10 protein-coding genes are annotated in these 14371 nt (G+C 61.5%); 8 read left to right on the top strand and 2 right to left on the bottom strand.

What is annotated here, in order from left to right:
- The first annotated feature begins 13 nt into the window (after nt 1-13).
- The 8 genes from RIG82_13100 (at nt 14) to RIG82_13065 (ending at nt 12733) form a co-directional block, all read left to right on the top strand.
- Complete coding sequence (locus RIG82_13100; GenBank protein MEQ9461879.1) at nt 14-733, top strand: exosortase-associated EpsI family protein; 720 nt, start codon at nt 14-16, stop codon at nt 731-733.
- The gene (locus RIG82_13095) at nt 730-3267 is read left to right on the top strand and encodes a hypothetical protein (protein MEQ9461878.1); all 2538 of its coding nucleotides are present in this window, start codon (nt 730-732) and stop codon (nt 3265-3267) included. Before RIG82_13100 ends, RIG82_13095 begins: the two co-directional genes overlap by 4 nt.
- A gap of 32 nt (nt 3268-3299) precedes the next feature.
- Entirely contained in the window at nt 3300-4697 is a 1398-nt protein-coding gene (locus RIG82_13090) for a sugar transferase (GenBank protein MEQ9461877.1), read from the top strand.
- A gap of 4 nt (nt 4698-4701) precedes the next feature.
- Nucleotides 4702-9018 carry a tetratricopeptide repeat protein gene (locus RIG82_13085; GenBank protein ID MEQ9461876.1) on the top strand — a complete coding sequence of 1439 codons (4317 nt, stop codon included), beginning with the start codon at nt 4702-4704 and terminating at the stop codon, nt 9016-9018.
- Between the two features lie 68 nt (nt 9019-9086).
- Complete coding sequence (locus tag RIG82_13080) at nt 9087-10454, top strand: TIGR01777 family oxidoreductase (GenBank protein ID MEQ9461875.1); 1368 nt, start codon at nt 9087-9089, stop codon at nt 10452-10454.
- Nucleotides 10455-10459: 5 nt separating this feature from the next.
- Nucleotides 10460-11884, top strand: coding sequence for a deoxyribodipyrimidine photo-lyase (locus RIG82_13075; GenBank protein ID MEQ9461874.1), 1425 nt, complete (start codon nt 10460-10462; stop codon nt 11882-11884).
- Nucleotide 11885: 1 nt separating this feature from the next.
- On the top strand, nt 11886-12305 hold the full coding sequence (locus RIG82_13070) for an alkyl hydroperoxide reductase (GenBank protein ID MEQ9461873.1): 420 nt from the start codon (nt 11886-11888) through the stop codon (nt 12303-12305).
- On the top strand, nt 12302-12733 hold the full coding sequence (locus RIG82_13065) for a hypothetical protein (protein MEQ9461872.1): 432 nt from the start codon (nt 12302-12304) through the stop codon (nt 12731-12733). The genes RIG82_13070 and RIG82_13065 overlap by 4 nt, the downstream gene beginning before the upstream one ends.
- On the opposite strand, the gene RIG82_13060 is transcribed toward RIG82_13065, so the two are convergent.
- Together RIG82_13060 and smpB are read right to left on the bottom strand one after the other, a co-directional pair.
- Nucleotides 12704-13873, bottom strand: a complete 1170-nt coding sequence (locus tag RIG82_13060; protein ID MEQ9461871.1) for an MFS transporter — start codon at nt 13871-13873, stop codon at nt 12704-12706. The genes RIG82_13065 and RIG82_13060 overlap by 30 nt on opposite strands.
- An 8-nt stretch (nt 13874-13881) precedes the next feature.
- On the bottom strand, nt 13882-14370 hold the full coding sequence (gene smpB / locus RIG82_13055) for an SsrA-binding protein SmpB (protein ID MEQ9461870.1): 489 nt from the start codon (nt 14368-14370) through the stop codon (nt 13882-13884).
- Nucleotide 14371: the final 1 nt, after the last annotated feature.

Raw genomic sequence — 14371 nt, 5'->3', positions numbered from 1 at the left:
GGTAGAGGACTGTATGGTCAGCAAGCGTGAAAGCCTGAGGTGGAGCTGGTTTCTCCCGACGATGATGGCGTTGGCCCTGATCGCGGGTTGGGACTGGATGCAGCAGGGTTACGCGAAACCTGTGGATGCTCAGCCGTACCATGACCGTGTTCGCGCGGAGGTGCTGCGAATACCGAGTGCGTTTGAGGGTTGGACGAGTGAGGACATCACGCCTCAGCGTGAGGCGGTTCAGATTCTGAAGCCGAATGTGATTTTTTCGAAGCGGTACACCAACGACGAGACGAAGGGGTTGGCGAACTTGTTGCTGGTCCACTGCCGAGAGGCTCGCGATATGGTGGGTCATTACCCGCCGGTGTGCTATCCGAGCAGTGGTTGGACGGAGAATGTGGAGAATCGTCGTCCGTTGGTGTTCAGGGTGGGCGGGCGTGAGCTTCGGGCTTTGGAGTATGAGTTTTACCAGTCATTACCTGGTTATTCGATGCGTCTGCATGTGATCAGCATGCTGTTGCTGCCTGATGGGAGCACGGCGACGTCGATGGATGCGGTGAGTGAGCTGGAGGCGGACTACCGGAGGCGTTTCTTCGGCGCGGGTCAGTTGCAGGTTCTGGTGCCTGGTGAGGATGATCCGCTGCGGCGTGAGCGGCTGGCGGAGACGTTTATCGAGCTGAGCCTTCCTGCGATCGAGGTGATTGGTTCGGCGGAGTTGCCGGAGCGAGGAGAAAGTGGATTATGAGTCAAGGTGAAGCTGGAGCGATGTTACCGGTGCCTGCACGTCCGGCGATGCGTGAGCATGTTGAGGCGGAACACCAGCAGGTGTCGCCTCTGCGGCGGGTCCATCACCTGCTGCAGGGCCGGTATGTCTGGGCGATCACTCTGGCGAGTGTATTTGGTGTGATCGGAGGCGTGACTGGGTACTTTTCGTTGGAGGATAAGTTTCTGGCGCAGGCGCTGATTGAGGCACAGTCGGATATTCCGGTGGTGGTGCAGCAACTGGAGGAGCATCAGCCGATCAGTCGTTTTGAGCAGTGGGTAGCGCAGCGGGCTGAGATCATCAGCACGGAGCGTGTGCTGACCAAGGCGGTGAGTGATGAGGCGGTGCAGCGTTTTGTGCTGACAGATGAAGATATTGAGGGGCGTCGGGCGACGCTGGTGTTGCGGCAACATTTGCGTGTGATGCACGATCGGCGGACGAACATGATCTCGATCGGGTATGAGGATAGCGATCCTGAGGTCGCGGAGATCGCTGCGCAGGCGATCACTGAGGCGTTCATGGAGATTGATGGTCAGCGGGATATTGATCGTACGAACTCGACGATCTCGCGGGTGGAGGAGATCCGGGCAAATCTGTTGCAGCAGATTGCGCGGAAGAAGCAGGAGATCAGCCTGATTGCCAATGAGTTCGGATCTGATGCGCTGATGTCGATGTACGAGGGGCGTTTGGAGGAGTTGCAGAAGTTTGAGTCGCGGATGCGTGAGACCGAGGCGGCGATGACGATGCGGGGTATCGACCCGACGATGACGATGGCGGAGCAGCTGGAGGCGATCGGGACGGGGGAGGCTGAGCAGAGGGAGCTGACGGCGGAGATGCTTGCGGCGCGAGACCCGTATATGCGTAATCTGATGAATCGTCGTGATGAGTTGAATGCGGTCGTGAAGATGCGTTCGGCGCAGTTCGGGGTTAATAATCTGTCTACGAGGTCTGCTCGTTTGCAGTACGAGACGAATGAGGAGGAGATCGAGTCTTATCTTGAGCGTGCCAGGGCGAGGCAGGGGCAGGTGGGTGAGCTTCCGCAGGTGGTGGTTTCGCGAGGTGGTGATCTGAACTCGATGACGGAGTTCGAGCTGATCCGGATTTATGCGAGTCAGAAGCAGGTTCGTGATCGTCTGAACTCGGAGACGCTGGAGCTTGGGCAGAAGCGGCTGCGGATTGATGAGCTCAAGAGCGATGTTGAGATGCTTGAGGTGCAACTGGGCAAGGCGGAGGATCGGTTGCAGCGGCTCCAGACGGAGGCGGGGCGTGGTGATATGGCGGGGCGGTTGCAGATTGCGAGCAATGCGTTTGCAATGCCGGAGCCGATTAATGGTGGCAGTCGCAAGCAGCTCGCGGTGGCTGGGTTTGGTGCGGGGGCCATGCTTGGTTTTGGGATTGTGCTGGGTATCGGGTTGATGGACCCGCGGGTGCGGAGCAGTGATGAGGCGACGAGTCGGTTGGGGGCTGCGCGTTTGCTGGGCGTGTTGCCGCTGCTGCCTGAGGATCTTGGTGATCCGGCGAACGCGGCGATGGTGGGGTATTCGGTTCATCACATGCGGACCTTGCTACAGTTGGGGCATCGTGCGACGACGACGCCTGCGTTTGCGGTGACGGGTCCGGCTAGTGGCTCGGGGAAGACGAGTCTGACGATTGCGCTTGGGATGTCGTTTGCGGCGACGGGTGCGAAGACGTTGTTGATCGACTCGGACCTGGCTGGTGGTGGGCTGAGCTATCGTCTTGAGGCGGTAGTTCGTCGGCAGATCGGCCGGATTCTGGTGGACGCTGGCGAGATCACGAGTCATGAGTTGCAGCAGGCGTTGGCGGCGGCTTCGTCGACTGGACAGCGGCTGGGTGAGTCGCTGATTAATCTTGGGTTGCTGGAGCCGAGTCGGCTCAGTGAGATTCTGGAACTTCAGACTTCTACGCATGTTGGCTTGCTGGATGCGATCAATGGTGATCCGGTGCAGGCGTGTATTACGGCGACGGACATTCCGAACCTGTGGGTGCTGCCGATAGGTGGCGCGCTACTGGATGATATGGGTCGGATTTCGCCAGCGGCGGTGCGTCGGGTGATCGAGGAGGCGCGCGGGCATTTTGACGCGGTGCTGATTGATACCGGGCCGGTGCCGGGGAGTGTAGAGACGTCGATGGTGGCGGCGGAGGCGGATCAGGTGGTGATGATCGTGGCTCGTGGTGACGAGCGTTACCGGGTGGCGTCGGCGGTTGGTTTCCTGGAGTCGTTGGGCGCGAATCTGGCGGGCTTTGTGTTTAACCGGGCGGAGGAGGCGGACCTGGCGAAGTCTCATCTCTCGGCGTCGCTGAGCAGTCGTTCGGCTGGCTTCTCGCGGGACCAGCGGACGGGTGAGGCGGTGGCGCCGGCGGGCCATAACGGCACGAACTTCGGTGCGGTGGCACGGGCGTTGATCGCTTCGCAGACTTATGCCAGCGATGATGTGGATCGTTCCGGGCAGCGTTTGAGGCAGGGTGGGGTGAAGAAAGGGTTGGGTGACTCTTGATTCAGACGGCAGAAGGGACGAGTCAGCCGGGGATGCCCACGGTCTGGGGGCTAACGCCTGTGGAGTTGCATGATCGGTTCTGGGCGTCTCGTGGTGTGCAGGTGGTGCGGTGTGGGGAGGCGTTGGACGTGGTGGAGGCGGCGGAGTTGTTTCTGCTGACGGCACCGGCGCTCTTGACTATTTTTCGTTTACGAGGATTGATCGAGGACCTTAGTTGGGTCAAGCCGCGGGTGGTGTGGGTGCGTATCAGCGACACGCATCAGCGAGGGTATCGTGAGCGTGTGGTGTCGCAGGGGGATGGTCGGTTGGTTGGATTTGAGCGTGATTATGGTGGGGCTGACACGCGGCTGGCTCGTGTGGCGTTGACGCCTGATCGGGGTCTGGCGAGGTCGTGGCAGGCGTGTACGGATTCACATGAGGCGTGGGTCATGCTGCGCAAGAACGTGGCGTCGAATCGGCGGCTGAGTCATCAGATCCGTGGTTGGACGTATGATCGTGAGAAGCCTGCTGAGGTGAGTACGTTTGTGCGTGACCTGATCGGGACGTGGAGGCAGCCGAACGCGACGATCGAGCGGGTCAAGCGGATTGGTCGCGAGGTGTGGAGTGATCGCGATGTGACGACCGGGGAGTCGGTATCGTTTATTGGTCCTGCTTGGATCGGTGCGGGGCGGTCGATTGATCCGCGGCAGGCGGTGGTGGGTCCGACGGTCTTGTGGGATGACCCTGAGTTGCGACCGGATGCGGAGAAGATTGATTGGCGCGAGATCGAGCCGGGGCAGATGCTAGGGCGTCAGGTGAAGGTTCGGCAGCGGTCGACGGCGTCGAGGGCGCTGAAGCGGCTGTTTGATCTCGCGTTTTCGCTGTTGGTGCTGTTGATTGTGCTGCCGATGTTCCCTTTGATCATGCTGGCGATCTGGCTGGAGGATGGCGGTCCGTACTTCTTTGCTCATGCACGCGAGACGGTGGGTGGGCGTGAGTTCCCGTGTTACAAGTTTCGGTCGATGCGTCATGATGCGGAGCAGATCAAGGCTCGATTGATGCGTGAGAATCAGGTGGATGGCCCGCAGTTTTATATTGAGGACGACCCGCGAGTCACACGGGTTGGTCGGTGGCTGCGGCGGCTACAGTTGGATGAGTTGCCTCAGTTTTTCAATGTTTTGGTGGGCGACATGTCGGTGGTTGGGCCTCGTCCGAGTCCTCGAAAGGAGAATCAGTACTGCCCGCCTTGGCGTGAGGCGAGGCTGAGTGTGCGGCCGGGGGTAACGGGTTTATGGCAGGTGTGCCGTACGCGGGAAGAGGGCAAGGATTTCCAGGAATGGATCCGTTACGACATTGAGTATGTGGAACACGCTACGCTGTGGACGGACCTGTGGATTGTCTACAGGACGATCTTGCTTGTTTTGAGTGCGCCTTTTAGTCGACGGGATTGAACAGATGGCTATCCGATCCAAGGCACGACGCCGGCTTTTCTTATTGCTGGCCCTTGTGGTGTTGGTTGTTGGTGCTGGTGCTGGTTTTTATACGTTCAGGAAACAGCAGCAGCAGCAGGCGGTTGAGCTGAAGCGTGTCGAGGGGGTGACGGCGTTCGACGAGGAACGCTACTACGACGCGATGCATGCTCTGGGGACCTATGTGAATCAGAGTCCTGGAGATGCTGAGGCGCTTTATCTTTATGGGCAGGCGCGGATGGAGGTTGAGGAAGCGGATGGTCGGAGCCATCTTCTGGCGGCTGCGGCGGCATTCCGGGACGTGGTGGCGATGGACCCGGAGAATCTGGAGGCGAAGCGTAAGCTGCTGGATCTGTATGCGGTGTTCGGTTACGCGCCGGAGGCGTTGGCGCTGGCCGATCAGATTCTCGAAGCGTATCCGGATGATGCTGAGGCGTGGGCGCGTCGGTTGGGGGCGTTGGTGACGAGTCGGCGTTTTGAGGATGTGCTGAAGGAATCTGATGCGGTCTTGTCTCGAGGGGCGGAGGCCCCTGATGAGCTTCGGGTGGAGGCGATGCGGTACCGGGCAACCGCGCTGGTGAGTCTGGAGCGAACGGATGAGGCTGTCACGCAGGCCATCGAGCTGAACATGAATGCTCCCGAGGACTTTCGGGGTTATCTTCTGACGTTGGAGTCGATGAAGGGTGCGGGCCGTAGTCGTGCTGAGGTTCTGGGCTGGGCCAAGTCCGTTCAGGAAGAGCATCCTGAGGTTGAGGGGACGAGTCTGCTGGTGGGGCTGGCGAGTACGGGGCCTGATCTGCGGCAGGAGTCGCTGGCCTGGCTTCAGCGGGAGGCTGATGCGAGTCCAACGGACAATCTGGTGATCCAGATGCTGGTTCGAGAGCTGGGGCGTCGGGGGCAACTCCTGGCGACGATTGAGTTGGCGCGGGTGTTGCAGGCCTCTTCGCCATCGCTGCAGTACGAGCACCTCCTGCTGTCGCATCTTCTGTATGCAGGGGAGAATGAAGAGGTTGTGCGCCTGACGGATGAGATGGCTGAGAATCCTGATCGAGCGAGCGTGCGGTCGCTGGCCACACGGGCGCAGGCGTTGTTTGACCTGGGCCGTGGCGATGAGGCGATGGCGATCGTCATGATGCTTGAGGATCGTAAGAGTGACAATCTGGCACTGTCCTATGGGGCGATGTTAAACTTGGTTTATGGCGGGGGTTCGGTGGAACCGATGCGGCTGATTCAGACGGCGGAGACGGCGACGCAGCGGGATCCCTCGAATCCGATGTTTTATTTCTGGCAGGGTAGTGCGCTGTCTGCGATGGGCGAGGGGGATCGGGCGATCGATTCGTGGCGTCGTGCGACGGAGTTAGCACCGAGTTGGGACGGTCCGCCGCTGGCGATTGTTCGCGAGCTGATGCGGGCCGGTCGTAATCTTGAGGCGTACGGTTTTGCGGCGCTGCTGCTGCAGCGGAGCCCGAATAATCTGGGCGTCAACATTAATCTGCTTGAGGCTGCTGGCCTGGTGCTGGATCGGGTCCCTGAGCGGGATCGGCGCGGCTTGCTGCAGCTCTCTGAGCAGGTGTTGGAGATCGTGCCGGGCAACGAACGGGTGCTGCCTGTTTATCTGAAGTTGCTGGTCGCTGAAGGTCGGTCAGATGATGCGGTGGGTGTGATGCGTTCGCTGATCGAGCCGGATGCAGAGGTGAGTGATGCGGCTTTACTGGCGGCGGCTCAGGTGAGTGCGGATAACGGGCTGGGGCTGGAGGAGGAGCTGATCGGCAAGGCCGGGACCGGCAGGGATGCGGCGGATGTCCTGGTGGCGCGAGCGATGATGCTTCATCGTGATGGTGACACGGAAGGTGCGGTGGGTCTGATGGACGCTGCGGTGGAGGCGGCTGACGGTGAGCAGGCGTTACTGTCGGTTCGGATGGCACGGGCGGCGGTGCTCGAGCGGATTGGCGACGCGCGGGCGGGTCGCGCCTGGTCGGAGGTGGTGGGGTCTTCGACAGATAATGTTCGCGTGCTCCAGCGGGCGCTTGAATCGCGGGCGATTTGGTCGGAGCGTGAGGCGACTCGGGGTGCAATTGATCGGTTGCGTGATTTGACAGGGCGGGATGGGATCGGCTGGCGGGTGGCTGAGGCGCGTTGGCTGATGACGTTTGGTGAGCGAGAGGACCTTGAGCGTGCCAGAAGCATGCTGGAGGAGATTACGGATGAGTCGCCGACGATGATCCGGCCACGGTTGATGTTGGCGGAGGTGTTTCAGGGCCTGGGTGAGACGGAGTTGGCGATCACGCAGTTGGATCGAGCCAAGGGCCTGCGCGGCGATGATGTTCGGATCGATTTTGCACGGGCCGAGTTGATGCGTGATGTGGGGCGTGATGCTGATGCGGCGAGAGCGCTTGAGACCCTGGCGATGAATGCGGAGGCTTTGAGTCCAGAGCAGGTGCGTCAGTTGGCGCGTTCGCTGTCAGAGCTGAACCGACTGCCGTTGGCGATCTCGATGGTTCAGACACTGCTGGAGTCTTCGGGTCAGCCAGCCGACCGACTGTTGCTGGCTCAACTGTTCGAGCGGGGCGGGCGATTCGATGAGGCTGCACCGGTGTATGAGGTGCTGCTTTCGGGTCCCGTCGATCTGCAGATTGTGAACAGTGCTGCGCGTTTCTATCAGTCGCGTGGGTCGTCTGAGCTGGCGATGGCTGCGTTGGAGAAACTAAAGGACGTGCCGGGTCTACCGGACGCTGTACAGTTCCAGATTGAGGGTGATTACTATCGGCGTTCGGGGGATCTCGCGAAGGCCAGGTCGCTTTATGAGCGGGCGGCTGAGGCTGACCAGACACAGGCGGGTGCGTGGCAGCGGTTGCTGGCGGTCGTCTTGACTCAGGGCGATCGGGAGAAGTCGCTGGAGGTTCTCGACGGCGGTCTGGCGGCGAACCCGGGAGACCAAACGCTGGTGTTCATGGGCGAGAACCGTGATCTCATTGAGGCACAGGTTGAGGATGCGGCTTTGCGGTTGCTGCTGGTGCAGATGGTGGAGCGGCCTGATGTTCGTGGGGCATCGGCTGGTATTCTTCGGGCAGCGTATGAGGTTGATCGTGATGGTGGTGCTGCGGACGATCTGGTTGCGCGTTTGCAGCAGGTTATCCGTGAGCACCCACGTTATTTGCCGGGTCAGATGATTCTGGTGCAGGCACTTGCGGCGATGGATCGGCGAGATGAGGCTCTGACAGCGGCCTTGCAAGCGGTTCGTGAGTTTCCGGAGAACCCGGAGCCAGCGGGTCTGGCGACGGACTTGTTGATGTCTCAGGGGAAATGGACGGAGGGTCGGAGCATGGCGCTGCAGTGGCGTAGCCGCTTGGCTGACCCGCTGCAGGCTGATCTTCGGATTGCGCAGGCGATGATTCAGATGGGGGCACCGAATCAGGCGGTGAGCACGCTGGAGCCGTATATGCAAGCGGCGCTGGCTACGCCTGAGGCGAGATCGGATGTTCTGACGCGATGGGCGCGGGCACGGATCGCGATGGGGCGTGCGGATGATGCTCGCGAGAGGTTGCGACCACTGCTGGCCAATGAGGCATGGCATGATGACTGGGTGGTGTTGTCTTCTGCTGTGAGCAGCCGTGAGGAGGGGTTGGCGTGGATGGAGGACCTTGAGGCTGTGGTGGACGTGAACCATGACGTTTCCCGGCTACAGTTGGCGATCGGCTGGCGTACGCTGGGGGATCGGTACGATGTCGCGGCTTATGAGCAGCGTGCCCGGGAGCTGCTTAGCACGATGACTGAGGGTGAGACGGCTGTTCAGGCGACATTGACGCTGGCGATGATGGATGACACGGACGGGCATGATATGGAGGCGGAGGCGGGCTATCGGCGGGTGTTGTCGCTGCAGGATAATCAGCCGGTGGCTCTGAATAATCTGGCGATGATTCTGAAGCTGCGGGGTGATACTTCCGAGGCTGTCACGATGGCGGAGCGAGCTGTTCGGGTGTTGCCGGGTGTGGCGGCGTTCAGGGATACGTTGGCGCTGTCGCTCGCGGCGGACGGTCGTGTTGAGGAAGGGCTTGAGCAGGCAGAGCTATCGGTGGCATTGGAGCCGATGAACATCGAGTGGCAGTTGACGCTGGCTGAGTTGCTGGCGAGGGCTGATCGTGTTGTGGAGGCGTTGGATACGGTGGTGGCGATTGACCTAGCGTTGGCTCGTGGTTCACGGGTGAGTAATGAGTTCCGTGAGCGGCTGGAGGGTGTGCGGGAGATGCTTCGGTCGTCTGCCTCGGGGGAATCTGAGGTTAATGCCGGCACGCTGGTGCCATGAGGCTCGGTCTGAGCTAGGATCGGGCGAACGAGTGAGTCTCTCCTATGCGCTTTGAGCACCAGAGTGAGATGCCAGTATCAGCGGAGACCCTGTATGCGTGGCACGCGCGTCCGGGGGCGTTTGAGCGTCTGACCCCGCCTTGGCAGCGTGTGGATGTTCTTCGGCGTTGTGGTGGGATTGATGATGGGGATCGGATTGACCTGCGGGTGTGGCAGGGGCCGATCCCGACGGTGTGGAAGATCGAGCATCGGAATCACCAGCCGGGGGTTCAGTTTGAGGACCACCTGTTGTGCGGGCCTTTTCGGTCGTTTCGGCATCGGCATCGGTTTGAGGCGATCGATGCGAAGCGGTCACGGCTGGTGGACACGATTGATTTTGAGATGCCCGGCGGGCGGTTAACGGAGTTGATCGTGGGGCGGTGGTTGCTGGGGCAGATGCGGCGAGCGTTTGCATGGCGTCATGCGGTGACACGAGAGGACCTGGCGGCGCACGCAGAGGATGAGAGCGGGGCGAAGCGTGTGGCGATCTCGGGGGCGACGGGGATGATCGGGGGTCGGCTGGCGAGTCTGTTGACGACGGGTGGGCATTCGGTGGTCTCCATGGTTCGGCATGGTTCCAAGCCGCCTGGTTTTGTGGGCGGGCGTGGTGTTCGGTGGTCCTGGGAGCATGGTCAGATCGATGCGGGCGGGTTGGAGGGCTTGGATGCGGTCGTGCATCTGGCGGCAGAGCCGATCATGGGGTCCTGGACGCCCGGTAAGAAGCAACTGATCCGGGATAGCCGGGTGCGGGGGACGCGATTGATCGCGGAGACGCTTTCGCGGCTCAAGAAGAAGCCCAGGGTGCTGGTGGTGGCGTCGGCGGTGGGGGTTTACGGGAACCGTGGGCAGATGATTGTGGATGAGAAGGACCCGGTCGGGGAGGGTTTTCTGGCGGAGGTGGCGAGAGACTGGGAGGAGGCGGCGGAGCCAGCGCGGCGGGCAGGAGTCCGGGTGGTGCATGCGCGGATTGGTGTGGTGATGAGCCCGAAGGGCGGGGCGCTGCGAGCGATGCTGCCAGCGTTTCGGATGGGGGTGGCCGGTCGATTGGGGTTTGGTAATCAGTGGTGGAGCTGGATTGGTTTGGATGACGTAGCTGGGGCGTTGCATCATCTGGTGGTGATGGAGTCGCTTGAGGGTCCGGTGAATCTGGTCGCCCCGCGGGCGGTGAGGAATCGGGAGTTCACGGCGACGCTGGCGGGGGTTTTGCGGAGGCCGGCGGTGATCCCGATGCCACAGGGATTAGTGCGTTTTCTGTTTGGAAGAGAGCAGGCGAATGAGGTGCTGCTGGCAAGTGTTCGGGCGGAGCCCACGAAGCTGTCGGGGTCGGGGTATCGGTATCGGCAGCCGGACCTGGAGATGATGCTGGATGAGGTGTTGGGCGCGGAGGATGCGCGTTGAGTGGAGTGACAGTTGTTTGGTTTCGTCAGGACCTGAGGTTGTCGGATCATCCGGCGTTGCATTGGGCTATTGAGCGTGGCGGGCCGGTGGTGCCGGTCTACATCGAGTCGTTTGACGAGGAGGGTCGCTGGGCACCAGGTGGGGCGGGGCGGTGGTGGCTGCACCAGAGTTTGCTGGCGTTGGCGGCTGATCTCGAGTCGGTGGGGAGTCGGTTGATCGTGCTGCGAGGTGATGCGCTCGGGGTGCTGCGGGAACTCGTCAAGGAAACTGGAGCGGAGGCGGTGGTCTGGCATCGGCGGTACGAGCCTGCGGTGATTGATCGGGATAAGGCCGTGAAGAAGGGGCTCAAGGGGGATGGTGTCGAGGCGGAGAGTCTCAATGGGTCGCTGCTGTTTGAGCCGTGGGAGGTGGAGACGGGCGAGGGCAAGCCGTATCAGGTGTACAGTCCGTTTAGCCGTAACTGTCTGGAGCGGGATGAGCCAGATTCTCCGCTGGAGCGGCCGGGTCGGCTCAAGGTACCGGAGGTTTGGCCTGACTCGTTGAAGTTAGAGGCGTTGAGTTTACTTCCGAAGATTCGGTGGTATGAGGAGATGGCGGATGTGTGGGCGCCTGGTGAGGAGGGTGCGCAAGCGAGGCTGGATGCGTTTGTAGGGCGGTCGTCGGTGGATTACGAGGGACAAAGGGATCGACCTGATCTCGAGGGGACGTCGCGATTGTCGCCGCATCTGCATTGGGGCGAGATCAGCCCTCGGCAGGTGTACCACGGCGTGCTGGAGGGGTTGCCGAAGGGGGCGACTCGGAAGGACGTGATGAAGTTCATCAAGGAGGTGGTGTGGCGGGAGTTTGGTTATCACCTGCTGTATCACTTTCCGCACACGCCGGAGGAGCCGTTGCGGGAGAAGTACGCGGCGTTTCCCTGGCGGACGAGCAAGAAGGACCTGGAGGCGTGGCAGCGAGGTCGGACGGGGATTCCGATTGTGGATGCGGGGATGCGGCAGTTGTGGGCGACGGGGTGGATGCACAATCGAGTGCGGATGATTGTGGCGTCGCTGTTGGTCAAGCAGTTGTTGATCTCTTGGGAGGAGGGGGCTGAGTGGTTCTGGGACACGCTGGTGGATGCGGACCTGGCGAGTAACACGCTGGGGTGGCAGTGGGCTGGGGGTTGCGGGGCGGATGCAGCGCCGTACTTCCGGGTGTTCAACCCTGTGTTGCAGGGCGAGAAGTTTGATCCTGATGGTGTGTATACGAAGCGGTGGGTTCCGGAGTTAGCGGAGATGCCTGCGAAGTGGTTGTTCAAGCCGTGGGACGCACCGGAGTCGGTGCTTGAGGAGGCGGGTGTGACGCTTGGCGAGTCGTATCCGGAGCCGATCGTTGACCTGAAGGATGGCCGTGAACGCGCCCTTAAAGCGTTTGAGAAGGTGAAGGGGTGAGATGACTAAGCGTGCTGGGTCGCCGAGGTGGATGTCGGTCGTGTTGTGGTTGGCGGCGGGTTACAACCTTGTGTGGGGTGCGGCGGCAGTGTTGTTTCCGGTCTGGTTTTTTGAGGTGGCGGGGATGGATGCTCCGTTGTATCCGTGGCTATGGCAGTGCGTGGGGATGATCGTAGGGGTGTATGGGATCGGCTATGGGTGTGCTGCGTTGGACCCGGCGCGGCATTGGCCGATTGTTCTGGTGGGTTTGTTGGGGAAGGTGTTTGGGCCGATCGGTTTTGCGCAGGCTCTGTGGATGGGTGAGATCACGCCAGCGTTTGGGGTGAACATCATCTTTAATGATCTGATCTGGTGGGTGCCGTTTACGCTGATCCTGGTGCACGCGTGGCGTGTTGAGCATCGTGTGGGGTCGGCGGGATGATCGAGTGGGTGTTGGCGATTCATGTGGGGGCGACATGTTTTCTGGCGGGGTTGATCTGGGTGATTCAACTGGTTCATTATCCGCTGATGGATCGGGTGTTGCCCGAGGAGTTTGGGGCGTTTGCACGGGCTCATCAGGTGCGTATCACGCCGATTGTGGGTCCGGCGATGCTCGCGGAGGGTGTGACGGCGGTGATGCTTGTGTGGCTGGTGCCGGGGGGATGGCCGATGGTGGTGGTGTGGGTGGGGCTGGTGCTCGTTGGTGTTAATACGCTGTCGACCTTCCTGGTGCAGGTGCCGTTGCACTCAAGGCTGGTGGATGGTTTCGATGCGCGGGCGCACGCCGCGTTGGTGTGGACCAACTGGGTGCGGACGGTGGCGTGGTCGGTACGGGCGGTTCTAGCGATCGGGCTGGTGGCGCTGCTGTGAGCCGGGGAGGGTTCTGGCTGCTTTCCATGCGGTGAGGGCGAGGAAGGGTCCGGTGGTCAGCGCGACGATCCAGAGAGACCCGCCTGCGGTCATGGCGATGATGCCAAGGAGAGGGCCGATGGCGAAGCCGGCGCCGATGAGACCTTCGTGTTCTCCGCCAGCTTCGACAGAGGCGTTCTGGATGACCTGCGCGTAGTACAGGGCGGCGAAGTAGGAAATGCCGGCGCACCAGCCGAAGAGAATTTCACCAAAGATCACGATCGGGACGGAGGGTCCGAAGAGGATGATCAGGAAGCTGACGGGTTGAAGAGCCAGGGCGGCGACGAGGGGCCAAGAGCGGTTGTGCCATTGCGGGAAGAAGATCATGCCAGCGAAGGTCAGGAAGCGGACGGCGTGGAGGGCGGCGGCGGCATAGGCGGCCATGGCGGGGGTGAGTCCGAGGTCGGTGAAGATTTCGGGGAGCAGGGGGGCCATGAGGAAGAGCAGGGTGTAGCTGGCGAGCATGGTCCAGCGGCTGGAGTTGAGCAGGTGCTGCCATCGGTGGAGCTGGTCAGCGGGTGGGCGCTCGGGGTGGTCGAGCTCCATGTGGCGGGGACGGGCGCGGAGCCCGAGGATCATCAGGCAGACGAGGGCGTTGAGACCGGCGGCGGCGAGCATCATGCTGGCGGGTGGGAGCGTGTCGAGGATGACGCCGGTGGCGATGAGGGCGACGGCGACGGCGGAGGACCAGGTGAGGTTGAAGTAGCCGATGATGCGGCGGGCGTGCCTGGGTGTCAGACCGGAGGAGATATAGCTCTCGATGACGGGCCACATCATGCCGGTGGCGACGCCGATGACCAGGAAACAGGTGGTCAGGACGAAGGGTGTGGGGTTCGACCAGATCACCAAGTTCATGGCGAGCTGGACGAACGAGACGGTGAAGGCGAGGTTGCGTTCGCCCAAGCGCTTGGCGAGTCGGTGGCTCAGGAGTGCTCCTGCGACGTAGGTGAGTCCCCAGCCGAGGGCGAGGCTTAGGTTGGCCAGCTCGCTAAAGCCGAGCATTTTGTGGGTGTAGAAGTACATCCCAAGTTCGATCAGCGTGGTGGCGATCGAGCCGAGGAACGTGAGGATGAGGATTCGGCGTTTGCCAGCGACGGGCATGCGTGCTCCTAGATGACCTTGCGGGTCATGGCGCGTCGCATGTCGCGGTTGGCGTCTCGGGTCTTGATGTCCTGGCGTTTGTCGTGGGTCTTCTTGCCTTCGCCAAGGCCCAGGAGGAGCTTGGCTTTGCCGCGAACGAAGTACATCGCAAGCGGTACGAGGGTGGTGCCCTTGGCGGTGAGTTTGCCTTCGAGCTGGGCGATCTCGCGTTTGTGGGCGAGGAGGATGCGGGGGCGGCGGGGGGGGTGTTGGTTGACGCCAGCCTGGGGGTACTGGCTGATGTCGACGTTGAGGAGCATCAGGCGGCTGGTGCGGGGGTCGATGGTGGCGAAGCCTTCGGCAAGTGAGATCTGTCCATTGCGGATGGACTTGACCTCGGTGCCCAGGAGTTTGATGCCGACTTCGAGGGTGTCGGTGATGTGATAATCGTGCCGGGCTCGACGGTTCTCGATCCGGGGGGTGAAGTGTTCGGGTTTGGGTTTCTTGTTGCGGGCCATG

The sequence above is a fragment of the Phycisphaeraceae bacterium genome (genome assembly GCA_040222855.1).
In the GTDB taxonomy this organism is placed as follows: Bacteria; Planctomycetota; Phycisphaerae; order Phycisphaerales; family Phycisphaeraceae; genus Mucisphaera.
Note: the sequence above shows the minus strand (reverse complement) of the source record. Positions and strands in the feature narration are given on the sequence as shown.